Origin of the sequence: Cupriavidus phytohabitans, assembly GCF_017815025.1 — a bacterium.
Classification (GTDB): domain Bacteria; phylum Pseudomonadota; class Gammaproteobacteria; order Burkholderiales; family Burkholderiaceae; genus Cupriavidus.
Genome location: NZ_JAGIQB010000012.1, coordinates 58218 through 79757 on the forward strand (window position 1 = coordinate 58218; position 21540 = coordinate 79757).

Consider the following 21540-nt stretch of genomic DNA (forward strand, 5'->3'; position numbering starts at 1 on the left):
GACTGGGGCGGATGCTGGATTTTAGTGCTTTTTGCATTGGCAAGAAAAAAGGCCGCCTTTGCAGGCGGCCTTTGGTGGCGTGCGATGGCAGCCGGTGCTGCAAGCCGGATTACTGCTCCAGCTTGATGTTCTGCACCTTCACCAGGTTCTTCATCTTGTCGAACTCTTTCTTGATCTCGGCCGCGTGCTGCGCCGGCGTATTGCCCGACGGCTCGGCGCCGGCGGCGCGCAGGCGCTCCTGGAAGCCCTTGTCCTGCAGTGCCTTGACCGCGGCGTCGTTCAGCTTCTTGATGACATCGTCAGGCGTGCCGGCCGGCGCCACCAGGCCATACCAGGCCGGGTCGTTCGGCTCCTTCAGGCCCATTTCGCCGAAGGTCGGCACGTCCGGCAGCGAGTCCACGCGCTTGTTCCAGGCAACCACCAGCGGGCGCAGCTTGCCGGCCTTGATGTAGGGCATCGACGACGGCAGGTTGTCCACCATGATCGGCACCTGGCCGGCCAGCACGTCGTTCAGCGCCGGGCCCGCGCCGCGGTACGGGATATGGACCATGAAGGTCTTGGTCGAGACCTTGAACTGCTCGCCCAGCATGTGGCCGAAGCCGCAGGTGCCCGACGACGCGTACGAATACTTGCCCGGGTTGGCCTTCAGCACGGCCAGGAATGTCTTGTAGTCCTTGGCCGGGAAGTTCGGGTTGACCGCGATCACGTTGGCCACGTTGGCCAGGTTGGTGATGGGCTTGAAGTCCTTGATCGGGTCGTACGACAGCTTGGGGTTGCAGGCCGGGTTCACGGCCATGGTCGACACCGTCGAGATGCCGATGGTGTAGCCGTCCGGCGCCGCCTTGGCGATCGCGTCCGCACCGATCGAGCCGCCCCCGCCCGCGCGGTTTTCCACGACCACCGGCTGGCCCAGGATGCGGCTCATCTGGTCGGCGGCACCGCGGCCGACGATGTCGGTGGTGCCGCCCGGTGCGAACGGAATAATCAGGCGGATCGGCTTGGTCGGATAGCTCTGGGCGTGCGCCGTGGTGGCGGCCGCGACCAGGGCCAGGGTCAGAGCGAGTTTGCCAGCTTGCATGAGATCATGTCTCCCGTCAGATGTCCGGGCAGGGTGCTGCCCGGAAGCAAAGAAACCGTCGCGGTGCCACAGGTGAAGGCACGGCGGCGGCAGCGTAAAAAAGGGCTACCAGAGGGCAGCCTCTGTCAGCCGCCGAGCAGTCCGCGCTTGACGTCCGGGTCGACCGGACGGTCGCCCAGGAACACCCGCAGCACGGCCTGGTAGAAGTCTTCGCCAGGGATCGGACGGCCGCGCGGCGTGCCGTTGATGGCGATGACAGTGCCCGTCTGCGGGGCAAAGTCCAGGTTGATCACGTCGCCCTTGTGCGCGTTGCCGACCTCGCCCAGGGTGCGCTCGAACTGCACCAGCCGCGCGGCCAGGCCCTGCACCTGCGCTTCGCTGTGGTTGTCGCGAATGCCCTGGCGAATGGCGCGGGCAAAGGCAGGCGGCTCGGCCTCGCGCAGCATGCGCAACTGTAGCCGCTTGGCGCCGGGCGTGCCGAGTACCACGGTCGCGTTGCGGGCTTTTTCCTGCAGGTACAGCGCGGCCACGTAGCCCTTGGTCAGGAAGCGCGCCCGCAGTGCGGTGCCGTTGAGCTGCAGCTCCTTGCCGGCCACGCGAGCGGCATCGTCGAAGCGGATCCCTTCCATCTCGACCGCGCGCGCCGGCACGGCGCCGGCAGCAGTGGCGGCGCACAGCATCACCAGCAGGGCGGCCGCGCGCGAGCGCAGGCCGGTGTACAGGCCAGGGCGTGAACGGGAGCGAAAGTGGGTGTCCGGGCCTCGCGGCGCGGAACGGATGCGGGACAACATGGCGGCAGGGCGTACAACTTGGCATGCCATGTTGACCTAAATCTGGAAAAATACCTATCCGTATCTGCCCTAGTCTGCACATTCCCGCGCACCAGCCGTTATTTCTTCCCCCATGCGGCCGGGATCGTACCCGGATCCCAGGCAGATACCGCGCCGTGCCCTCGCCATTACAACAACGACAATGTCTTCTGCTCTCCTGCTGGTGCCGGACTTCAGCCTGATCCTGATCGGCTGGCTGCTGGTGCGCTATTCGCCCTTCGACCGCGCCTTCTGGGGCGGGGTGGAGCGCCTGGTCTACTTTGTGCTGTTCCCGGCGCTGCTGCTGCAGTCGACCAATGCCGCGGTCTTCGATTTCTCTTCAACCTCGTCGATGCTGGGCCTGGCGCTGCTGGCGCTGGCCGTCGGCATGGCCGGCGGCTACGCAGTCAAATGGGTGCTGAAGCCCGATGCGCTGAGCTTTGCCTCGGGCCTGCAGACGGCCTTTCGCTTCAACTCTTATATCGGCCTGGCGCTGGCGTCGCGCCTGGGCGGCAGCGAGGGACTGGCGCTGATGGCGGTGATCGTCGGCTGCACTGTGCCGCTGTGCAACGTGGCGGCGGTGTGGGCGCTGGCCAGGCACGGCGAAACCGCGCTGTGGAAGGAGCTGGCGCGCAACCCGCTGATCCTGGCCACCGCCGGCGGGCTCGTGACCAACCTGCTGGCCCTGCACCCGCCCGAGGTGGTGGCGATGACGCTGAACCGGCTTGGCTCGGCGTCGACCGCGCTGGGGCTGATGACGGTTGGCGCCGGGCTGCAGATGAGCGGGGCGACCGGCACGGTCGGACCGGTCGCGTGGTGGACCGGGATCAAGCTGCTGGCGATGCCGTGCGTGGCCTGGCTGGTGGGCCGGCACCTGCCGCTGACCGCGCTGCAGTACCAGGTCGTGGTGCTGTATGCCTCGCTGCCGACCGCGTCGAGCGCCTATATCCTGGCGGTGCGCATGGGCGGCAACGGGCCAATGGTGGCGGCCACGATTTCGGTGATGACGGTGGCGGCCATCGTCACCACGCCGCTGTGGCTGGCGCTGGCCAGCTAGTTCGGTCAGCTGGATTCCGTCACCCGATGCGTGCCGGCTCGCCCTGCGAGAGCGCCCAGTCGATATGCTCTTGCACCAGCGGCGACGCGCCATCGCGCCGCGCCTGCAACGCCTCGCGGATGCGCGCGGCCAGGGCGGCGTCTTCAGCGCGGGTGCCGGAAAGCGCCGCGCGCAGGCTGTTGCCAAGTCCGACGGCCAGGTTGCGCAGCCAGCGCTCATGGCCGATGCGGCGGATCGGGCTGCCCTCCAGGCGCTGGTTGAACTCGTCCTCGGTCCACTGGAACAGCGCCACCATGTCGGGCGCGTCCAGGCCATTGCGCACATCGAAATCCGGCACGCTGGCCACGTGCGCAAACTTGTTCCACGGGCAGGCCAGCTGGCAGTCGTCGCAGCCATAGACGCGGTTGCCCATCGGCGCGCGGAACTCGACCGGGATCGGGCCCTTGTGCTCGATGGTCAGGTAGGAGATGCAGCGGCGCGCATCGAGCCGGTAGGGCGCGACGATGGCGCGTGTGGGGCAGATGTCGAGGCAGCGGTGGCAATTGCCGCAGTGGTCCGGTTCGGGCGCATCGGTTGGCAGCGGGATATCGACCAGGATCTCGCCCAGGAAGAACATCGAGCCGCCGTCGCGGTCGAGCAGCAGCGTATGCTTGCCGCGCCAGCCGAGTCCGCCCTGGCTGGCCAGCGCCACTTCCATCACCGGCGCGGAATCGGTAAAGACGCGGTAGCCGAATTTGCCGATTTCAGCCTCGATCCGGCTGGCCAGCTGCTGGAGGCGGCTGCGCAGGACCTTGTGATAGTCGCGGCCGCGCGCATACAGGGACACCACCGCGGTGGCCGGATCGCCCAGCCGCGCCAGTTCGCGCCGGCGCCAGTCGGGCGCGCCCGGCGGGGTCTCGGTGGCGGGGACATAGGGCATGCGCGCCACGATGGCGCGTACCGTGCCCGGCACCAGTTCGGCCGGACGGGCGCGCCGCAAGCCGTGGTTCGCCATATAATCCATGTCGCCGTGGTAACCCTGCTCCAGCCATGCCAGAAGCCCCGGCTCGGCATGGCCAAGATCGACGTCGGCGATGCGCACCGACGCAAAACCCAGCCCGGCGCCCCATGCGCGGATGGACTCCGCAAGCGCCGCCAGCTCCCCCGGGCCGGCCTGGCCGGATTGCCCTGGAGAGTCTGCGGGAACACTGTGCGCGCCTGTTGCGTTGGCCGGCGGCTTGACTGCTGGGTCGATCATCCCTGAATTGTACGCAATGCCCTTGCTCGAAGAACGCACTCTGACGCTGTCCGACGAAGCCGCCACCGCGCGCCTGGGCGCCGCGCTGGCCGCCACGGTGCAGGCCATGCCGCCGCGCACGGTGCATGTGCAGCTCTCCGGCGACCTTGGCGCCGGCAAGACCACGCTGACGCGCGCGGTGCTGCGCGCGCTCGGCCATGCCGGCAAGGTGCGCAGCCCCACTTACACGCTGTGCGAGCCTTACGAAGTCGCCCGCGCCGACGGCTCGCCGCTGACGGTTTACCACTTCGACCTGTACCGCTTCGCCGATCCGGAAGAGTGGGTCGACGCGGGTTTCCGCGACTGTTTTGCCGAACCGGCCTTCAACCTGGTCGAATGGCCGGAGAAGGCGGGCCGCCTGCTGGGGGAACCCGACCTGCATGTGTTGCTCCAATCGGACATGGCGCGGGCGGCGGACAGCGAAAAGCTTGCCGGCGATGCCGGCGAGCGGCGAATCGCGACCTTGCGCGCCTATACTCCCACTGGACTTACCTTGCTGAACGCATGCTGATCAAGCGACTTGCCACCGACCGCCCCGATGGACCCGACGGCCTGCTGCAGGCGCGCCGCAAATGGATGGCGCAGGCGCTGAAGCTGGGCGCGGGTACCGCCGTGCTGACGCTCGCCGGCCCGCAGATCGCGTTCGGTGCCGGCATCGTCGCGGTGCGCGTATGGCCGGCCGAGGACTACACCCGCGTCACCATCGAATCCGACGCGCCGCTGGTCGCGGTGCACCAGATGATTCGCGATCCGGACAGGCTGGTGGTGGACATCGATGGCCTGGACCTGTCGCCCACGCTGCGCGAACTGGTGGCCAAGATCACCCCCAACGATCCGTATATCCAGACCGTGCGCGTCGGCCAGAACCGCCCGCGCGTGGTGCGCATGGTGTTCGACCTGAAGGAGAGCGTGGCGCCGCAGGTGTTCACGCTGCTGCCGATCGGCAACTACCGCAACCGGCTGGTGTTCGACCTGTACCCGGTCAACCCGCCCGACCCGCTGTGGAAACTGGTGCGCGACACCGAGGACAAGCAGCGCCGCTTCGCCACCATGGACCCGGCCCCGGGTCCGGACAGCATCGCCGGCGCCCCGGCCGGTGCCGAGGAAGATGCCATCGGCGCGCTGGTGCGCAGGTTCGACGAGAAGGGCGAAATGCCGGCCACCACCGCGCCGCCGCCGCCGGTGGTCGCCGCCCGGCCCAGGCCGTCCGCGCCGGTGGTGCCGAAGCCCGATGCGCCCGTGGTGCCGCCCGTCGCGCGCGACAACCCGACTGCCGAGCGCCCGTTCAAGATGCGCCGCCTGCTGACGGTGGCCCTCGATCCCGGCCACGGCGGCGAAGACCCCGGCGCGATCGGCGCCGCTGGTTCTCGCGAGAAGGACGTGGTGCTGCAGATCGCGCACCGGTTGCGCGCCAAGATCGACGCCCAGCCCAATATGCGCGCGATGATGACGCGCGATGCGGATTTCTTCGTGCCGCTGAACGTGCGCGTGCAGAAGGCGCGCCGGGTGCAGGCCGACCTGTTCGTGTCGATTCACGCCGATGCCTTCCTGTCGCCGGAAGCCAATGGCGCTTCGGTGTTTGCGCTGTCCGAGCGCGGCGCTTCCAGTACCGCGGCGCGCTGGCTGGCCAACAAGGAAAACGCTTCCGACCTGATCGGCGGCGCCAACATGGGCAACAAGGATGCGCAGGTTGCGCGCGTGCTGCTGGACCTGTCCACCACCGCGCAGATCAACGACAGCCTGCAGGTCGGCAAGTCCGTGCTGGGAGAGATCGGCGGCATCAACCGGCTGCACAAGGCGCACGTGGAACAGGCCGGGTTTGCGGTGCTGAAGGCGCCGGACATCCCGTCGATCCTGATCGAGACCGCGTTTATCAGCAACCCGGCGGAGGAGCGCAAGCTCAACGACAGCGCGCACCAGGAACAGCTGGCGAATGCCATCCTGCGCGGGATCAAGGCGTACTTCGCGAAGAATCCGCCGTTGTCGAAAAATCCGTCGGTCTGACGGTCTGACGGTCTGACGGTCTGACGGTCTGACGGTCTGACCATAGCGCCGCCACGGCGCACGCTCAGCGCTCGCCGAATTCCTTCTCGCTGCGTGGCGCATCAGGGCATTGCCGGTCCAGCGATTCGCGGTACTTCACGCAGCCGCGCATAAACTGGGGCCACGCCGGAACCGTCGGGACCTGGTCGCCGGGCTCGGGCAGCAATGCCCACAGATCCGGATGGTGCCAGCACAGGTCGTGACCCGAAGCATCCCGATGGCGGCGTATGCCCGCGCGCAGTACCTTCACTTCTGCGATCAGCCGCTCGCGGCTCATCGTATCGAGGTCGTCGTCCATATCCACTCCTCAACCCCCAAGCGTTGCACGCCATGCAGCGGGCCGGCGCGACGACGGATGGCGCGGATCAGGCGCGCGCCGCCGCGCGGTCCTCCAGCAGCGCATCGCGGTTGGCATAGCGCGACGCAATCACCGAGCAGACGATCAGCTGCAACTGGTGATAAACCATCAGCGGCAGCACCAGCAGCCCCAGCGCGGGATGTCCGGCAAACAGGATCTTTGCCATCGGAATGCCGTTGGCCAGGCTCTTCTTCGAGCCGCAGAACACCGCGGTGATTTCGTCCTCGACCGAGAAACCCATCCGGCGGGCGGTCAGCGTGGTAAAGCCCAGCACCACGAACAACAGTACTGCGGCAATCAGCATCACCGCGCCGATGGTCTGCCACTGGTACTGGTGCCACAGGCCCTCGGCAGTCGCATCGCAGAACGACGAATAGACGATCAGCACAATCACGCCACGGTCGATCTTGGTGGTGATCGGCTTCCTCTTCGCCAGCCAGTTGCCGATCAGCGGGCGCAGCAGCTGGCCCAGCGCGAACGGCAGCAGCAGCTGCAGCGCCACGCCGGTGAGCGCCTTGCCCAGCGGCATCGAGGCGCCGCTGGCGCTGATCACCAGCCCCATCAGCAGCGGCGTGACCAGCATGCCGATCAGGCCCGAGATGGTGGCATTGAAGATCGCGCCTGACACGTTGCCGCGCGCCATCGAGGTCATGGCCACCGACGAGGACACCGTCGAAGGCAGCGCGCACAGGAAGAACACGCCCAGCAGCAGGTCCGCCGGCAGCGTGTTGTGCAAGGCCAGCATCAGCAGCGCGCCGACCACCGGGAAGACCACGTAGGTGAACGACTGCACGAACACATGCAGGCGCCAGTTCTTGGCGCCCGCCACCAGCTTGTCGCGCGACAGTGCCGCGCCATGCAGGAAAAAGACCAGTGCCACGCCCACGCTGGTGACCACGCCCAGGTGCAGCGGGCCCTTGCCGGCGCCGATTTCCGGGGCCGCCAGCGCGATGGCAATGGCGGTCAGCATGATGAGGACGAAGCCGTCGATCAGGTCATAAAGTTTCTTGAGCTTGGCAAAAAGTCGAGACATGACTGCGGTTGGTTAGGGTTTTGCCTAGTATTGGACGCCAGCCGGGTCTAGAATGCAAATTCATTTATAGAATCTATTTATCCGGTCGTTGCATGAATTACACACTGCGCCAGCTGCGCGTCTTCCTGGCGGTGGCCAGCAGCGGCGGTTTCAGCCGTGCTGCCGACGTGGTGGGGCTGACCCAGCCGGCGGTCAGCCGGGGCGTGGCTGAGCTGGAAGAGGCACTTGGCGTCAAGCTGCTTGACCGCACCACGCGTGAAGTGGTGCTGACCGATGCCGGCCACGCGCTGGTGCCGGCGCTGGAGCGGCTGCTGGGCCAGCTCGACGACACCCTTGAAGAAACGCGCCAGTTAGGCGAGCGCTATCGTGGGCGTGTCGTGATAGCCGGCGCTCCGACCATTTCCGCCCGGCTGATGCCGATGTATGTCGCCGCCTGCGCCGCGCAATACCCCGATATCCGCCTGACCGTGCGCGACAACGTGCAGGCCGACGGCCTCGAGCAGGTCCGCGCCGGCGCCGTCGATTTCGGCGTGCTGATCGATCCGCTGGCGCGCGAAGGGCTGGCGGTGGAGGCGGTGGCGACTGATCCGTTCTGCTTTGTCTGCCGGCGCGACCACCCGCTGGCGCAGTCGGCGACGGTGCCGTGGTCGGCGCTGCACGGCATGCGGCTGGTGCTGCTGGACTTTGCCTCGGGCAGCCGGCCGCTGATCGACCGCATCTTCGGTCGCCATGGCGTGGCGCCGCAGGTGGTGCAGGAACTGGGGCACTCGGCCAGCGTGTTCGGCATGGTCGAGGCCGGCATCGGCGCTTCCGTGCTGCCCTCTTTCTCGCTGCCGCTTCCTGCCGCATCGCCGCTGGTGTGGCGGCCGCTGGTGCCCCGCGAAGAGCGCAGCATCGTCATGGTCCGGCGCGAGGACCGCTCACTCTCGCCGTCCGCGGAGGCGGTGTGGGCGCTGGTGCGGCGCCTGACGCTGCGCGTCGAGGCGCCCGCAATGGGCGCTGCGGCCTGAGTGCCGGAGCTTATTACTTCGGCTGCATCCGGATCGCGCCGTCGAGGCGAATCACTTCGCCGTTAAGCATCGTGTTCTCGATGATCGCGCGTGCCAGCTTGGCGTATTCCGCCGGGCGGCCCAGGCGCGGGGGAAACGGAACCATCTTGCCGAGGGCGTCCTGCACTTCCTGCGGCATGCCAAGCAGCATCGGCGTTTCAAAGATCCCCGGGGCGATGGTCATGCAGCGGACGCCGTCGCGGGACAGGTCGCGGGCGATGGCCAGGGTCATGGCGACCACGCCGCCCTTGGAGGCGGCATAGGCGGCCTGGCCGATCTGGCCATCGAAGGCCGCCACCGAGGCGGTGTTGATGATCACGCCGCGCTCGCCTTCGCTGTCGGGGGTGTTCTGGACCATGGCGGCGGCGGCCAGGCGGATCATGTTGAAGGTGCCGACCAGGTTGATGCGGATGGTCTTGTCGAAGGCATCCAGCGGATGCGGCCCGTTCTTGCCAACCGTCTTGTTGGCGGTGGCGATGCCGGCGCAGTTGATGAGGCCGGACAGGCGGCCCAGGGACTGGGCGGCGGCGACCACGGCCTGGCCGTCGGATTCGGAGGTGACGTCGCAGCGGATGAACTGGCCGTTCAGTTCGGTGGCGAGGGATTGGCCGGTTTGCTCGTTGAGGTCGGCGATGACGACTTTGGCGCCGGCTTCGGCGAGCATGCGGGCGGTGCCGGCGCCCAGGCCGGAGGCGCCGCCGGTGACGATGAAGACGTTGTCCTTGATTTGCATTTGCTGTGTCTCCTTGTTGGTAGTGTTTCCGTTTACGTAAACGTCAATTATTGTACGGGGCGGAGGTTGTTGTGCAAGGGTTTTGGGCCCGTGTGGGCATCTGGTGGCTACTGGATATGCCCGGTTCCGCCCTGAAGGGCGGGTAACTTTTTGTCCGTGTCAAGTCCTGACATAGGTTGACAGGTTTGGTAGCTCCATTCGGCGCCTAGCGCTCCGCGGCAACAGACGCCCGATGAACATCATTGGGCGTTTTGTATTCCAGGGCCTGATGGGGTCGTTCCCGGTTATAGATGTGTACAGACTCCCTCACCATACGAGCAGCTTGCTGCAGATCGGCTGGACGGTTCAGGAGGAATTCACTTTTGAGGATGCCGTTGATGCGTTCTGCCATGGCGTTCTGGTAGCAGTCGTAGCCATCGGTCATGGAGCAGGTCAGCCCATGTCGCGTGTGAATCGCCTGATAGTGGGTCGCGCAGTATTGGACGCCCCGATCCGAATGGTGCACAAGCCTTTGCCGGGTCCGGCGCGAGCGTAGCGCCATCTTCAGCGCCTGGCTCACCTGCTCGGTCTGCAGAGTGTCGTGGACGTGGTAGCCCACGATCTTGCGCGAGTAGGCGTCCGTGACCAGGCTCAAGTAGACCGTGTGCTGCGCGGTGGGAAGGTAGGTAATGTCAGCGACCCAGACCTGTTCGGCCGCGGTGGGCACGACCTGCTGCGGCCCGTCCTTGAGCAGATTAGGGTGGCGCCGGAAGCGATGATGGCTGTTGGTGGTCTTGTGATAGGCCCGATGTGGCTTCACCAGCAGCCTGGCTGCGCGCAGGATATCGAATAGCCGGTCCCGGCCCAGCCGGATGTCCGCTTTCTGCAGCGGTGCTCGCAGGATCTGCTGCAGCTTGCGCGTGCCAATGCGGGGCTGGCGCAGCCGCACGTCGGTCACCAAAGCGCAAATCGTGGCATCCCGAGCGGTGCGCCGAAGCTCGCTATCGCGGCGCTTGTAGTAAGCCTGGCGGCTGATGCCGAAATAACGGCAGGCCCTGCTAACGCTTAGCCCTTGGACGAGCTCTTGCGCGAGGACCTGCCCGAAGGCTTTTTTGTGATACGTACTCCATGCTCCTTCTGGATCACGTCGATCACGGCCTTGAACAGCCGAGCTTTCTCTTGCGCCTCGCGCAACTGCACCTCCAGTTCCTTGATGCGCTGTTCGGGCGTGAGGGGCTTGGCTTTGTCTTGGTTTCCCATCGTGTCGTACCGGGCGCCCAGTGGCAGTGCGCCGCTCCAGTCCTGTAGTCCGTGCTTGCGCAACCATACCAGCACTGTGGCGCTACCCTGTATCCCGTACTTGCGTTGCGCCTGCTTATCCGTCAGATCGCCTCTTTCACCTTCCTCCACGACCGCCAATTTAAAAGCGAGCGTGTAATCGCGTTGTGTTCGCTTTCGATCCGTCTCCAAGGCACTCTCCTCATCACGGTTGGAAAAGTGTCAACCATATTCAGGACGGGTCACCGAGCGACAAAAAGTCACCAAAAAGCGCGTTACTGCCCTGGGCGGGCGGCCACTTTTATCGTAGTGTGCCGGGGCTTTCGTACGGGGCTTTGCTTCGTTGCAGAATAGGACTGCCTGACGCCGTGGTGCGCCACGGTGGCTCGGGATTGACGCGGTTCTTGAACGAGCCCAGAGCTGTGGGTGGCCTCTGCTGCTGGCGGTGTGGTAGGAACGCCTTCGGCTGCGCTGTGCGCGGTCACAAAGAAAAAGCGGCACATGGGCCGCTTTGTTGTCACATCGTGTTGGGACAAATTACTTCAGCGCCTCAAACACTTGCGCGGTGATCTCGTCGACGTTGCCGACGCCCGAGATCTTCCGGTACTTCGGCGGAGCTACCTTCGCAGCGGCATCGCCCTTGGCGGCCCAATCCGAGTAGTAGTCGACCAGCGGGCGGGTTTGCTGGGAGTAGACGTCCAGGCGCTTCTTGACCGTCTCTTCCTTGTCGTCGTCGCGCTGGATCAGCGCTTCGCCGGTTTCGTCGTCGACGCCTTCGGCCTTCGGCGGGTTGTACTTGACGTGGTAGGTGCGGCCCGAGGCCACGTGCACGCGGCGGCCGCTCATGCGTTCGATGATGGCGTCGAACGGCACGTCGATTTCCAGCACGTAGTCGATCGCCACGCCGGCGTCCTTCATCGCCTCGGCCTGCGGGATGGTGCGCGGGAAGCCGTCGAACAGGTAGCCGTTCTTGCAGTCGTCCTGCTTCAGACGGTCTTTCACCAGGCCGATGATGATGTCATCCGACACCAGTCCGCCCGCATCCATGACTTTCTTGGCTTCCACGCCCAGGGGCGTGCCGGCCTTCACCGCCGCGCGCAGCATGTCGCCGGTGGAGATTTGCGGAATGGCGAACTTCTCGCAGATGAACTTGGCTTGCGTGCCTTTGCCGGCGCCGGGTGCGCCCAACAGGATCAAACGCATTTACGGGTCCTCAGAGTTTTGAATCTGGTATGGCGGGAGATCAGAAGGAGGGTAATGCCGCAACTTGACGCAAGACTTACTGCTGTCTTGTCGGATGTTGACGGCATCTGGCGCAGGCGCACACGCGCCTACGCGGACGTCCGGCGTCGGCTGCCAGGGGGATGGCGGCGCGGCACACCAGTCGGGCTCTATCTTTATCTCCCCACCGAGCCTTGGCCGGCGGCGCGTTGGCGCGCAGCCGGGGCGGCTCTGTATCGGCAAGCATTATGCCATGAGGCGGCGCTGATCCGGCTCGAAATCCGCCCCCCGGATTCAGGTTGCAGCAGTTTGAACCTCAGCGGGCGGCCGCCGTGGCCGGATGCTGGCCAGGCTGGGCGATCAGGGCCCGTCCTGCGCCATCGACTCGGCCCACAGCGCGCGCACGCGCTCCAGGTCGGCCGGGGTGTCGACGCCGGGCGCCGGCGCGGCAGCGGTTTCCACCACCGCGATGCGCTCGCCATGCCACATGGCGCGCAGTTGCTCCAGCGCCTCGGTCTGTTCGAGCGGCGCGGCGGCCAGGGCAGGAAAGCGCCGCAGGAAGCCGGCGCGATAGGCGTACAGGCCGATATGGCGCAGCACCGGCATGGCCGGCAGCGGAACCTGGGCCATCGCGGCGGGGACGGCCGGCACGCCTGACCAGGCGTCTCGCGCCCACGGGATCGGCGCGCGCGAGAAGTACAAAGCGCGTCCGGCGGCGTCGCACACGACCTTGACCACGTTGGGATTGAAGACCTCGGCGATGTCGTGCAGCGGGTGCGCCGCGGTGGCGACGGCGCAGTCCGCGTGGTGCGACAGGTGCAGCGCCACCTCGTCGATCAGCGTCGGGTCGATCAGCGGCTCGTCGCCCTGCACGTTGACCACGATGGCGTCGTCGGGCAGGCCGAGCTGCGTTGCCACTTCCGCCAGGCGGTCCGTGCCGGTGGGGTGGTCGGCACGTGTCAGCACCGCTTCGATGCCGTGGTCCGCGCAGGCCTGCGCCACGGACGGAGCGTCGGTGGCGACCACGGTGCGCCGGGCCGACGAGGCATGGGCGCGTTCGGCCACGCGCACGATCATCGGGCGCCCGCCGATATCGGCCAGCGGCTTGTCAGGCAGGCGCGTCGATGCGAGCCGCGCGGGGATGACGACGGTGAAGGCCGGGACGGTCATGGTGCTGGCTCAGTGGTTCTCAGTTGCCGTTGGCTGGCGCGTCCGGGTCGATGGCACGGCCCGGCACCGACTGGCGCGCCTCGTCGGCCAGCATCACGGGGATGCCGTCGCGGATCGGGTATGCGAGCTTGTCGGCGTGGCAGATCAGTTCCTGCGCGGCGCGGTCGTACTCCAGCTTGCCCTTGCACAGCGGGCAGACCAGGATTTCAAGCAGCCGGTTGTCCATCTCGGTGTTCCTCGTTGCGCCCGGCGCCGCCGGACGTGGCCGCCGCGGACTGCGCGGTCGGTGCGGTGTTGATATGCGCCAGCACGGCGCCGCGGATTTTGTCGATCAGGCCCGCGTCGATCACCGGCCTGGTCGGCACGACCCAGATGCGCGGGTCGTCGAAGCGCTCGCATTTTACGGCATCCTTCTCGGTGATCAGGATCACGTCGGCGTCGAGCGCGTCGGCGTTGCCGGCGAACGGGTCGTCGGCAAAGTCATAGTGGTCGGGCAGCGGCAGTGTCTTCGGCGACAGGCCGGCACCGCGCAGGCTGGCGAAGAAGCGCTCGGGGTTGCCGATGCCGGCCGCGGCCAGCACGCGCCGCCCGGCAAAGGTGGAAAGCGGGCGCGCCATCGTCGGGTCGTTCAGCTGCCAGGCGTCTTCCAGCTCCAGCCGCATGCCGTAGACGCCGGGGCGGTCGGGCGTGGCGCGGAAGTTTGGATCGTTGATCAGCGTGGCGTCGCGCGGGCGCGTCAGCGGTTCGCGCAGCGGGCCGGCCGGCAGCATCAGGCCGTTGCCGCCCATGCGCGTGTCGAACATCACGATCTCGAAATCGCGCTGCAGCTTGTAGTGCTGCAGGCCGTCGTCGAGCAGCAGCACGTTGACGCCGGGATGCGACACCAGCATGGTCTGCGCGCACAGCGCGCGGTCCGGGAACACCCACACCGGCACATCGGTGGCGCGCGCGATCAGCAGCGGCTCGTCGCCGACGTCGCTGGCCTGCGAGGTCGGCTTGACCCGGCGCGGATGCTTCAGCTCGACGCCATACCCGCGCGACACCACGCCGGGGCGCAAGCCGGCCTCGGTGAGCGCGTGGGCCAGCGCGATCACCGCCGGCGTCTTGCCGGTGCCGCCCACGGTCACGTTGCCGACCACTACCACCGGCATCGGCAGCCGCGTGGACTTGAACCAGCCGCGCCGGTAGCCGTGCCGGCGCACCCGCGCCACCAGCCCGAACAGCAGCGAGAACGGCAGCATGACCCAGGCAAACCAGCCGCGGCGCTGCCACTGGGCGGTCACGAAGTCGGCAAGGGCATGGCGGGGAACGGGCATGGACGCGGCGGGTCGGTCAGGTCGTGGATGGGCAGGGATTGTAGTGCGCTCGGGATCTTGCGTCCCAAGGAGGGCAGGCAATGTGAGGGTCGGCAAAGACCGGCGGATCAACCCATTATGGGCACTGCGCAGCGCATGGGGCAAGCCCGGCCAGGCGTCGCGCCCGACCGCCTGGCGGCCGGTCCCCGCTTTCGCGGGGGAGGGCGCGACGATGGCCCGCGCTCAGCGCGGCTGCGCGCTCTGCGTGGCGAAGGTCAGGCGCGACAGCCCGGCCAGCCGCGCGGCTTCCATCACGTTGACCACCGCCTGATGGCTGGCCTGCGCGTCGGCGTTGACGATGACCACCGGCGGCTGGCCATTTCCGGCCCCGGCGGGCCCGGAGGCGGCGCGCAGCTGGTCGGCCAGGCTGGTGACATCCTTCTGCTCCAGCACTTTCTTGTTGACCGAGTAGACCCCGCGCGAGGACACCGACACCACGATTTCCTGCGGCCGCTGCTGGGCGCGCTCGGCGTCGGCGGTAGGCAGCTGGATCTGCAGCTCGGTATAGCGCGAGTACGTGGTCGTGATCATCAGGAAGATCAGGATCACGAGCAGCACGTCGATCAGCGGGATCAGGTTGATCTCCGGCTCTTCGCGCCGCTGGCGGGAACGGAATCGCATGGCGTGGCAGGTCCGTGATCAGCTGCGGCGCTGCGGCAGGATCGCGTCCAGGAACGCGGTGGCGCGGAATTCCAGCTCGGCCACGTAATCGTCCACGCGGCGGCGGAAGTAGCGCCAGAAGATCAGCGCCGGGATCGCCACGATCAGGCCGAAGGCGGTGTTGTACAGCGCCACCGAGATGCCGTGCGCGAGCTGTTCCGGATTGGCGCCGGTGCCGCCCTGGCTGCCGAAGATCTCGATCATGCCGATCACGGTGCCCAGCAGGCCCATCAGCGGCGCCACCGAGGCGATCGTGCCGAGCGCGTTCAGGTAGCGCTCCAGCTCATGCGCGACCGCGCGGCCGGCTTCCTCGACCACGTCCTTGGCGGCGTCGCGCGAGGTGTGCGGCTGCAGCACCACGTGGCGCAGGCCGGCGGCCAGCACGCGGCCGAGCGGCGAATTCTGTTCGAGCGTGTTGACCACTTCCGGCGTGGCGCGGCGCTGCTGAGCGGCGGACAGCGCTTCGTCATAGAGCCGAGGCGGCAGCACCTTGCTGCGCTTGAGCGACAGGAAGCGTTCGACGACCAGCGCCAGCGCGAGGACCGAGGCCAGCAACAGCGGCCAGATCGGCCAGCCGGCCGCTTGAATGATGGAAAACAATTGGACCCCCGGGATCGACAACCCAATAAAGAAACCCCAACCAGCTGGTCGGCATGCCTTGAGGCGCGTCAGCAGGCAGCGCACTCCGGCATTGCTCTGAAAAATCAGGCGCAACTCTACCCCGCGGCCTGCCGCGCGGCAAGCGACGGCGGGGCCGGCTGTCTCGGGCGCGCATCGGCGCCGGCCGATGTCGCCGTCGACTTTCCACAGGGCGCAGGGACAGAATTGTGGATCGATTGTGGAAAGCCGCCGGACAAGGGAGGCAAGTGATTGATTCGCAAGAGGAAGTTTTGGTCTGCTTAAAAATTGTGCAACCCGCGCCGAGGGCTCGCGGCGCTTGCCTCACATCAGGGGAAAACGGGTTGGGCGCTATCACGCACCCTTGTCTGTGCGCAGGCGCACCATGCCGGGCGATCTCTTCCACACGAGTGCGGGACAGGATTGTGGAACGGTTGTGGACAGGTATCTGAGAAGCCACCTAAGTCGTTGATTTAAAAGGTTGAGCACGTGATTGCCTAAAAAACAGGCAAATGCGCGCTGACGCGCCACCGAAAGGGCCGGCGCCGCGTCGCTTGGGTAAACCCGTGCTTTTCCACACCAGGCAGGGAGAGGATTGTGGACGGCCTGTGGATAAAGTCTGGAGAGGTAGGCTAACCCATTGATTTTATTTGATATGTGGCCGCCTGCCTGGAAATTAGGCAATCCCTCGCCTGGCGCCGTTCCACATGATGACGTGCTGGCCCGTGCCGTGGCATGCCGGCTACGCCGCCTGGGGCGTGACGCGCGCCACGCTTGACGGGCATGGCTGCGGTAAAGTCGGGTAAACCCGGTACTTTATCCAGAGAATCTGTGGATAACTTTGTGAACAAGCGCAATCCACACTCGCTAAGTGGTTGATGCAAAAGAGAATTGGTTATATTGCCTAATTTTTATTGCGATCATAAATCTCATAAAAATCAAGGGGTTGTACGAAGCGATGCGGCCTGCGGGACAGCATCCGGCCATCATGGCTACCCCCTTGACAGACCAGTTATGCTGTGGACATGTCCCATTAACGCCGCTTGACCGGCGTGCGCCATGCCCGACCTGACCAGCTTTTCGCGTGACGCGTCCTCCACCGGCCCGCGCAGTGGCCGCGAAGTCATTCCTGTCGGTGAGCTGAACCACACAATCGCCCGGTTGCTGGAGCGCAGCTTTCCGCTGGCCTGGGTGCGCGGGGAAATCTCCAACTTCACCCGCGCGGCAAGCGGCCACTGGTATTTCTCGCTCAAGGATGCGCGTGCCCAGATCCGCTGCGTGATGTTCCGCGGCCGCAACCAGCATGTCGACTTCCAGCCGCGCGAGGGCGAGGCGGTCGAGGTGCGCGCCGTGGTCACGATGTACGAGGCGCGCGGCGAACTGCAGCTCGGCGTGGAAGCGATGCGCCGCGCCGGCCTGGGCAACCTGTATGAAGCCTTCCTGCGGCTGAAGGAAAAGCTGGCGCAGGCCGGCCTGTTCGCCCCGGAGCGCAAGCGGCCGGTACCGTCGCATCCGCGCACCATCGGCGTCATCACCTCGCTGCAGGCCGCCGCCCTGCGCGATGTGCTGACCACGCTGCGCCGGCGCGCGCCGCATGTGCCGGTGGTGGTCTATCCGGTACCGGTGCAGGGGGCTGGGGCGGCCCAGAAGATTGCCGACACGATCGACCTGGCCGATGCGCGCCGTGACTGCGACGTGCTGATCCTGTGCCGCGGCGGGGGCAGCATCGAAGACCTGTGGTCGTTCAATGAAGAGGTGGTCGCGCATGCGATCGCGCGCTGCGCGCTGCCGCTGATTTCCGGCGTGGGCCACGAGACCGACTTCACCATTGCCGATTTCGTCGCCGACGTGCGCGCGCCCACGCCGACCGGCGCGGCCGAACTGGTCAGCCCCGACCGTTCGCACCTGCTGGCGCAGACCCTGCGCGGCCGCGACGCGCTGGCGCAGGCGATGCGCCGCGCGCTGGACCTGCGCGCCCAGCACCTGGACTGGCTGGCGCGGCGCGTGCGCAGCCCGCAGGCGCAGCTGCAGGAACGCCGCGCGCGCGTCGACAATCTGGCCCGACACTTGCGGTCGGCATTGCGCGACACCGTGGTGTCGCAGCGCCACCGCCAGCAAGTGCTGGCGATGCGCTGGAGCGCATGCCGTCCCGACACCGCCGCGGCGCAGGCGGATCTGGCACGGCTATGGCAGCGGCTGCAGGCCGCCGCCACGCGCGGCCACGAGCGCGCCGGCCAGCGCCTGGCACGCGCCGCCGGTGCGCTGGAACTGCTGGCGCCGCAGCGCACGCTCGAGCGCGGCTACGCGGTGCTGCTCGACCAGCGCGGACGCGCGCTGCGCTCGCCCTCCGAGATCCGCCCGGGCAGCGTGGTCGAGGCGCACCTGGCCGAGGGCGTGGCCGACCTGTCGATTGCCGGCGTGCAGGCGAAGCTGCCTGAATTCTGAGCACGCGCCATGTCCGCAACGGGTCCGATCCGCGCCCGGGAAGCGTCCGGGAAAGGACGCGTAAAACCCCCGGAAACCAGCGCCAGGACAAACTAACATCGGAGCAGGGGGCATAGGCCTGCGGTTTGCGTGGGTATTACAAGTCCCCTACAATCGGCAATTCCGGACCCTACAACCCCAACCCACAGAGACAGAACAATGGAACACAAGCTCCCCCCGCTCCCGTACGCGCATGATGCCCTGGCTCCGCACATCTCCAAGGAGACGCTGGAGTTCCATCATGACAAGCACCACCAGACCTACGTCACCAACCTGAACAACCTCATCAAGGGCACCGAGTTCGAGAACGCGACCCTGGAAGAGATCGTGAAGAAGTCGTCGGGCGGCATCTTCAACAACGCAGCCCAGGTGTGGAACCACACCTTCTACTGGGATTCGCTGAAGCCCAACGGCGGCGGCCAGCCGACCGGCGCGCTGGCTGACGCCATCAACGCCAAGTGGGGCTCGTTCGACAAGTTCAAGGAAGAGTTCACCAAGGTCGCCGTCGGCACCTTCGGTTCGGGCTGGGCCTGGCTGGTGAAGAAGGCCGACGGCTCGCTGGACCTGGTGTCCACCTCCAACGCCGCCACGCCGCTGACCACCGACGCCAAGCCGCTGCTGACCTGCGACGTGTGGGAACACGCCTACTACATCGACTATCGCAATGCCCGTCCGAAGTACGTCGAGGCATTCTGGAACGTCGTGAACTGGGACTTCGCCGGCAAGAACTTCGCTGGCTGATCCACGGATCACCGTCTCATGAAAAAGGGCCGCAAGGCCCTTTTTTGTTGCGCGCTCGCCTGCGCTTCAGTCCTGCCTCGGTTGCCCGTTCGACGCCATCAGTCCGCCATCCACCGGCAAATTGATGCCGGTGACAAAGCGCGCATCGTCGCTTGCCAGGAACGCGATCACCGCGGCGATGTCTTCGGGCTCGGCGGTGCGGCCCAGCGCGATGCGGTCGCGGAAGCGCTCCAGCAGCGCTTCGTCCCCGAACATATCCCTGGTCAGGTCGGTGCGCGTCAGCGACGGGCATACGGCATTGACGCGCACGCCGTCGCGGCCATAGTCCATGGCCAGTGCGCGCGTCAGGTTGCTGACGCCGCCCTTGGCCGCGTTATAGAAGGACAGCCCCCAATCGCCGCCGAGCCCCGATACCGACGACACGTTGACGATGCACCCGCGCGACTTGAGCAGCGCGGGCATGGCCGCGCGGCAGCCGTGGAACACGCCGTCGAGGTCGATCGCGGTCACCTTGTGCCAGTCGTCCAGGCTGGCTTCGGTAATGCGGCCTTCGACCGCGACGCCGGCGTTATTCACCATCACGTCGAGCCGCTGGAACCGCTGCAGCGTCGCCGACACCAGCGCTTCGACCTGTTCCCACTGCGAAACGTCCGTGACATGCACCAGGTGGCGGCCCCCGGGCAGCGTGCCGGCGACCGTGTCGAGCTTCTCGCGCGTGCGTCCGGCCAGCACCACGCTGGCTCCTTCTTCGGCGAAGCGGCGCGTGGTCGCCGCGCCGATGCCCGATCCTGCGCCGGTCACGATGACCACCTTGTCGGTAAAGCGTTGCATGAAGTCTACCTCCTGTGTGAAGACGCATGAAGACGCGAGTTCGAACCGATTTCAACGTCCCTTGGAATCGGGCACACGGGTCTGGTCGATGCTCGCGCCGCCGCTGCCCGTGCGCGGCTTGCCGTGCAAGCCATCGCGGTCGACCTTGCCGGCACTTTCCGATGCCGGCTTTGGCTTGTCGCGGCCAGGCAGGCCGCCGGCCGTATGCGGTTCCCTGGGCACGTCGCCCAGCTCACGCGCAAGCCCGCCGGGATTGGTCGGCGTGGCGCCCGGCGTGCTCGATGGCGCCCCCTCGGCGCCCGGCGGCGGAATGGTCTGGCTGCCCTTGGGGCCCTTGTCGGTGCGCACGCCGGTGCTGTCCGCCTTCCGGGCCAGCGCGCCGCCGGCCAGCAGCGACAGCAGCGCGGCGGCGGCAAGGCGCGAGGAAATGCGGATGCGCATGACTCTCTCCTGAAGTGATGGTGTCTTGCTGTTGTTGCGCCAAGCATTTGCCGGGCCACGGATAGCACAAGGGCCCGCGTCGCCGCGTTCACTCGCCGCATCGCATTTTCTACAAGCGCTGGCCGTTCTTACAGGTGTCATCCGCGGCATGCTGTATGGCCGGGAAAGGGCCGGGCATGTGTCCGGTCCGCCGCAGCGTCGCAGCCGTGGAACGAAAGTTGCGCGCCATGGTGAAGTGGCCGCGCCGCGGCCGATGCCTCAGGAGGTGCCATGAAGCAAAGCAAGCACGACACGTCGGGCAATCCTTCGCTCGACAAGCGCCAGGGACTGGATGACCGCGAACTGCAGGAAAACGCGGCGGAAAACCAGCGCGCGCGCGAACGCGCCGCTGCGGATTGGGAACATGCGGCTTCGCATCGCAAAGGCGAACCCGCGCCGCAGAGCGAAGAGAAGCCCGGCAAGCCCGGCCGCGGCGATTTCCCGCCTGGCCTCGGCAAGCGCGACCTGCACGACCCGGGCAGCCGCGATCCCGACGCACCGCCCACGCTGAACCGTTCCTGAGTCTGGCTAGCGTTCGCCGCGCGCCAGCCGCGCGGCGGCGCGCAGGCTGCGCACGATGCGGTCGAACGCGGCCGCGCGCGCGTCGTCGGAACGCTGGCGCAGCGCGAACGAGGGATGATAGGTGGCGATGACGAGCCGGCCCTCGTGCTCGACCGGCGTGTCCATCATCGCGCCCAGCGTCACGCTCTTGCGGCCCAGCACCGCGCGCGCGGCGGTGCCGCCCAGCGCGACGATGATCGTCGGATCCACCTGCTTCAGCTCGCGCTCGAGCCACAGGTGGCAGGCTTCGATCTCCAGTTGCCCCGGCGTCTTGTGCAGCCGCCGCTTGCCGCGCAGCTCGAACTTGAAATGCTTGACCGCATTGGTCATGAACAGCTTGTCGCGGTCCAGTCCGGCCTGTTCGAGCGCATCGTCCAGCAGGCGTCCCGCGGGGCCCACGAACGGTGAGCCCTGCAGGTCTTCCTGCGAGCCGGGCTGTTCGCCCACCAGCATGATGCGGGCGTGCGACGCGCCGGCGCCGGGCACGCCCTGCGTGGCGTTGCGCCATAGCGGGCAACGCCGGCATTCATTCAGTTCGGCACGGCTGACCGGTGGTTTCCTGCGCTCGGGCATGGCATCGATATCGGGCGGTCGGAACGCAATGGCCCCGCTGCAAGGTGCGCAGCAGGTTCCGCGCCATGCGCCGCCGGCGGAACGTACCGGTACGGAATTTGCCTCGCCCCAACACCTCGTGGCGGCCCGCCCGGCTGCCATACCACCCGCGGA

23 protein-coding genes are annotated in these 21540 nt (G+C 66.9%); 7 read left to right on the forward strand and 16 right to left on the reverse strand.

The features are described from left to right. Positions 1–109 precede the first annotated feature (109 nt). Together J8I34_RS10565 and J8I34_RS10570 are read right to left on the reverse strand one after the other, a co-directional pair. On the reverse strand, positions 110–1078 hold the full coding sequence (locus J8I34_RS10565) for a tripartite tricarboxylate transporter substrate binding protein BugE (RefSeq protein WP_029048124.1): 969 nt from the start codon (positions 1076–1078) through the stop codon (positions 110–112). A 125-nt stretch (positions 1079–1203) separates the two neighbouring features. Continuing rightward, positions 1204–1869 carry a chalcone isomerase family protein gene (locus tag J8I34_RS10570; protein ID WP_084402475.1) on the reverse strand — a complete coding sequence of 222 codons (666 nt, stop codon included), beginning with the start codon at positions 1867–1869 and terminating at the stop codon, positions 1204–1206. A gap of 181 nt (positions 1870–2050) precedes the next feature. On the opposite strand from J8I34_RS10570, the gene J8I34_RS10575 reads away from it, so the two are divergent. Further along, complete coding sequence (locus J8I34_RS10575; protein WP_209768269.1) at positions 2051–2944, forward strand: AEC family transporter; 894 nt, start codon at positions 2051–2053, stop codon at positions 2942–2944. A gap of 19 nt (positions 2945–2963) precedes the next feature. Here J8I34_RS10575 and queG read toward each other — a convergent pair whose 3' ends face one another. Beyond that, a complete protein-coding gene (gene queG, locus J8I34_RS10580) occupies positions 2964–4181 on the reverse strand; it encodes a tRNA epoxyqueuosine(34) reductase QueG (protein WP_245175876.1) in 1218 nt (405 codons plus the stop codon). A gap of 16 nt (positions 4182–4197) precedes the next feature. On the opposite strand from queG, the gene tsaE reads away from it, so the two are divergent. Further along, positions 4198–4731: a tRNA (adenosine(37)-N6)-threonylcarbamoyltransferase complex ATPase subunit type 1 TsaE gene (gene tsaE, locus J8I34_RS10585; protein ID WP_029048120.1), complete on the forward strand. Its 534-nt coding sequence runs from the start codon at positions 4198–4200 to the stop codon at positions 4729–4731. Continuing rightward, positions 4725–6224 carry an N-acetylmuramoyl-L-alanine amidase gene (locus J8I34_RS10590; protein WP_029048119.1) on the forward strand — a complete coding sequence of 500 codons (1500 nt, stop codon included), beginning with the start codon at positions 4725–4727 and terminating at the stop codon, positions 6222–6224. Before tsaE ends, J8I34_RS10590 begins: the two co-directional genes overlap by 7 nt. Positions 6225–6288: 64 nt before the next feature. Here the strand turns inward: J8I34_RS10590 and J8I34_RS10595 are convergent, their stop codons facing one another. After that, entirely contained in the window at positions 6289–6561 is a 273-nt protein-coding gene (locus J8I34_RS10595; protein WP_029048118.1) for a hypothetical protein, read from the reverse strand. A gap of 67 nt (positions 6562–6628) precedes the next feature. Beyond that, the gene (locus J8I34_RS10600) at positions 6629–7654 is read right to left on the reverse strand and encodes a bile acid:sodium symporter family protein (RefSeq protein ID WP_209768275.1); all 1026 of its coding nucleotides are present in this window, start codon (positions 7652–7654) and stop codon (positions 6629–6631) included. Between the two features lie 92 nt (positions 7655–7746). Here J8I34_RS10600 and J8I34_RS10605 point away from each other — a divergent pair, with 92 nt between their 5' ends. Beyond that, on the forward strand, positions 7747–8664 hold the full coding sequence (locus J8I34_RS10605; RefSeq protein ID WP_029048116.1) for a LysR family transcriptional regulator: 918 nt from the start codon (positions 7747–7749) through the stop codon (positions 8662–8664). 13 nt (positions 8665–8677) lie between these two features. Here the strand turns inward: J8I34_RS10605 and J8I34_RS10610 are convergent, their stop codons facing one another. From J8I34_RS10610 to J8I34_RS10645, 8 genes are all read right to left on the reverse strand, one after another. Continuing rightward, on the reverse strand, positions 8678–9436 hold the full coding sequence (locus tag J8I34_RS10610; protein ID WP_029048115.1) for a 3-hydroxyacyl-CoA dehydrogenase: 759 nt from the start codon (positions 9434–9436) through the stop codon (positions 8678–8680). Positions 9437–9641: 205 nt separating this feature from the next. Next, a protein-coding gene (locus J8I34_RS10615) for an IS3 family transposase (protein ID WP_209768277.1) occupies positions 9642–10885 on the reverse strand; the annotation gives its coding sequence in 2 pieces (ribosomal slippage) (positions 9642–10529 and positions 10532–10885; 1242 coding nt in all). Positions 10886–11230: 345 nt separating this feature from the next. Next, positions 11231–11896, reverse strand: coding sequence for an adenylate kinase (gene adk / locus J8I34_RS10620; RefSeq protein WP_029047912.1), 666 nt, complete (start codon positions 11894–11896; stop codon positions 11231–11233). A 378-nt stretch (positions 11897–12274) separates the two neighbouring features. Continuing rightward, positions 12275–13084, reverse strand: a complete 810-nt coding sequence (kdsB, locus tag J8I34_RS10625) for a 3-deoxy-manno-octulosonate cytidylyltransferase (protein ID WP_029047913.1) — start codon at positions 13082–13084, stop codon at positions 12275–12277. Positions 13085–13103: 19 nt separating this feature from the next. Continuing rightward, positions 13104–13310: a Trm112 family protein gene (locus J8I34_RS10630; protein ID WP_029047914.1), complete on the reverse strand. Its 207-nt coding sequence runs from the start codon at positions 13308–13310 to the stop codon at positions 13104–13106. Beyond that, positions 13291–14400, reverse strand: coding sequence for a tetraacyldisaccharide 4'-kinase (lpxK, locus tag J8I34_RS10635; RefSeq protein WP_029047915.1), 1110 nt, complete (start codon positions 14398–14400; stop codon positions 13291–13293). The genes J8I34_RS10630 and lpxK overlap by 20 nt, the downstream gene beginning before the upstream one ends. A gap of 222 nt (positions 14401–14622) precedes the next feature. Then, entirely contained in the window at positions 14623–15060 is a 438-nt protein-coding gene (locus tag J8I34_RS10640; protein WP_029047916.1) for an ExbD/TolR family protein, read from the reverse strand. An 18-nt stretch (positions 15061–15078) separates the two neighbouring features. Beyond that, entirely contained in the window at positions 15079–15699 is a 621-nt protein-coding gene (locus tag J8I34_RS10645; protein ID WP_209768280.1) for a MotA/TolQ/ExbB proton channel family protein, read from the reverse strand. Between the two features lie 1077 nt (positions 15700–16776). Here J8I34_RS10645 and xseA point away from each other — a divergent pair. Both xseA and sodB read left to right on the forward strand, forming a co-directional pair. Next, on the forward strand, positions 16777–18162 hold the full coding sequence (gene xseA, locus J8I34_RS10650; protein WP_029047918.1) for an exodeoxyribonuclease VII large subunit: 1386 nt from the start codon (positions 16777–16779) through the stop codon (positions 18160–18162). 198 nt (positions 18163–18360) lie between these two features. After that, the gene (gene sodB, locus J8I34_RS10655; RefSeq protein ID WP_012351891.1) at positions 18361–18942 is read left to right on the forward strand and encodes a superoxide dismutase [Fe]; all 582 of its coding nucleotides are present in this window, start codon (positions 18361–18363) and stop codon (positions 18940–18942) included. A 66-nt stretch (positions 18943–19008) separates the two neighbouring features. Here sodB and budC read toward each other — a convergent pair whose 3' ends face one another. Beyond that, positions 19009–19773 carry a meso-2,3-butanediol dehydrogenase gene (budC, locus tag J8I34_RS10660; protein WP_209768296.1) on the reverse strand — a complete coding sequence of 255 codons (765 nt, stop codon included), beginning with the start codon at positions 19771–19773 and terminating at the stop codon, positions 19009–19011. Positions 19774–19824: 51 nt separating this feature from the next. After that, positions 19825–20214, reverse strand: coding sequence for a hypothetical protein (locus J8I34_RS10665; RefSeq protein ID WP_209805994.1), 390 nt, complete (start codon positions 20212–20214; stop codon positions 19825–19827). Positions 20215–20484: 270 nt separating this feature from the next. Here J8I34_RS10665 and J8I34_RS10670 point away from each other — a divergent pair, with 270 nt between their 5' ends. After that, the gene (locus J8I34_RS10670; protein WP_029047922.1) at positions 20485–20775 is read left to right on the forward strand and encodes a hypothetical protein; all 291 of its coding nucleotides are present in this window, start codon (positions 20485–20487) and stop codon (positions 20773–20775) included. 6 nt (positions 20776–20781) lie between these two features. On the opposite strand, the gene J8I34_RS10675 is transcribed toward J8I34_RS10670, so the two are convergent. Beyond that, complete coding sequence (locus tag J8I34_RS10675; RefSeq protein WP_029047923.1) at positions 20782–21387, reverse strand: UdgX family uracil-DNA binding protein; 606 nt, start codon at positions 21385–21387, stop codon at positions 20782–20784. Between the last annotated feature and the right edge of the window lie 153 nt (positions 21388–21540).

What these genes read in the sequence shown, in the direction of transcription:
- lpxK (WP_029047915.1), bottom strand. Translation starts at nt 14,400, where the DNA reads ATGCCCGTTCCCCGCCATGCCCTTGCCGACTTCGTGACCGCCCAGTGG.
- kdsB (WP_029047913.1), bottom strand. Translation starts at nt 13,084, where the DNA reads ATGACCGTCCCGGCCTTCACCGTCGTCATCCCCGCGCGGCTCGCATCG.
- J8I34_RS10600 (WP_209768275.1), bottom strand. Translation starts at nt 7,654, where the DNA reads ATGTCTCGACTTTTTGCCAAGCTCAAGAAACTTTATGACCTGATCGAC.
- J8I34_RS10595 (WP_029048118.1), bottom strand. Translation starts at nt 6,561, where the DNA reads ATGGACGACGACCTCGATACGATGAGCCGCGAGCGGCTGATCGCAGAA.
- J8I34_RS10590 (WP_029048119.1), top strand. Translation starts at nt 4,725, where the DNA reads ATGCTGATCAAGCGACTTGCCACCGACCGCCCCGATGGACCCGACGGC.
- J8I34_RS10675 (WP_029047923.1), bottom strand. Translation starts at nt 21,387, where the DNA reads ATGCCCGAGCGCAGGAAACCACCGGTCAGCCGTGCCGAACTGAATGAA.
- budC (WP_209768296.1), bottom strand. Translation starts at nt 19,773, where the DNA reads ATGCAACGCTTTACCGACAAGGTGGTCATCGTGACCGGCGCAGGATCG.
- tsaE (WP_029048120.1), top strand. Translation starts at nt 4,198, where the DNA reads ATGCCCTTGCTCGAAGAACGCACTCTGACGCTGTCCGACGAAGCCGCC.
- xseA (WP_029047918.1), top strand. Translation starts at nt 16,777, where the DNA reads ATGCCCGACCTGACCAGCTTTTCGCGTGACGCGTCCTCCACCGGCCCG.
- J8I34_RS10665 (WP_209805994.1), bottom strand. Translation starts at nt 20,214, where the DNA reads ATGCGCATCCGCATTTCCTCGCGCCTTGCCGCCGCCGCGCTGCTGTCG.
- J8I34_RS10575 (WP_209768269.1), top strand. Translation starts at nt 2,051, where the DNA reads ATGTCTTCTGCTCTCCTGCTGGTGCCGGACTTCAGCCTGATCCTGATC.
- J8I34_RS10670 (WP_029047922.1), top strand. Translation starts at nt 20,485, where the DNA reads ATGAAGCAAAGCAAGCACGACACGTCGGGCAATCCTTCGCTCGACAAG.
- J8I34_RS10610 (WP_029048115.1), bottom strand. Translation starts at nt 9,436, where the DNA reads ATGCAAATCAAGGACAACGTCTTCATCGTCACCGGCGGCGCCTCCGGC.
- adk (WP_029047912.1), bottom strand. Translation starts at nt 11,896, where the DNA reads ATGCGTTTGATCCTGTTGGGCGCACCCGGCGCCGGCAAAGGCACGCAA.
- J8I34_RS10630 (WP_029047914.1), bottom strand. Translation starts at nt 13,310, where the DNA reads ATGGACAACCGGCTGCTTGAAATCCTGGTCTGCCCGCTGTGCAAGGGC.
- J8I34_RS10640 (WP_029047916.1), bottom strand. Translation starts at nt 15,060, where the DNA reads ATGCGATTCCGTTCCCGCCAGCGGCGCGAAGAGCCGGAGATCAACCTG.
- J8I34_RS10605 (WP_029048116.1), top strand. Translation starts at nt 7,747, where the DNA reads ATGAATTACACACTGCGCCAGCTGCGCGTCTTCCTGGCGGTGGCCAGC.
- queG (WP_245175876.1), bottom strand. Translation starts at nt 4,181, where the DNA reads ATGATCGACCCAGCAGTCAAGCCGCCGGCCAACGCAACAGGCGCGCAC.
- sodB (WP_012351891.1), top strand. Translation starts at nt 18,361, where the DNA reads ATGGAACACAAGCTCCCCCCGCTCCCGTACGCGCATGATGCCCTGGCT.
- J8I34_RS10570 (WP_084402475.1), bottom strand. Translation starts at nt 1,869, where the DNA reads ATGTTGTCCCGCATCCGTTCCGCGCCGCGAGGCCCGGACACCCACTTT.
- J8I34_RS10565 (WP_029048124.1), bottom strand. Translation starts at nt 1,078, where the DNA reads ATGCAAGCTGGCAAACTCGCTCTGACCCTGGCCCTGGTCGCGGCCGCC.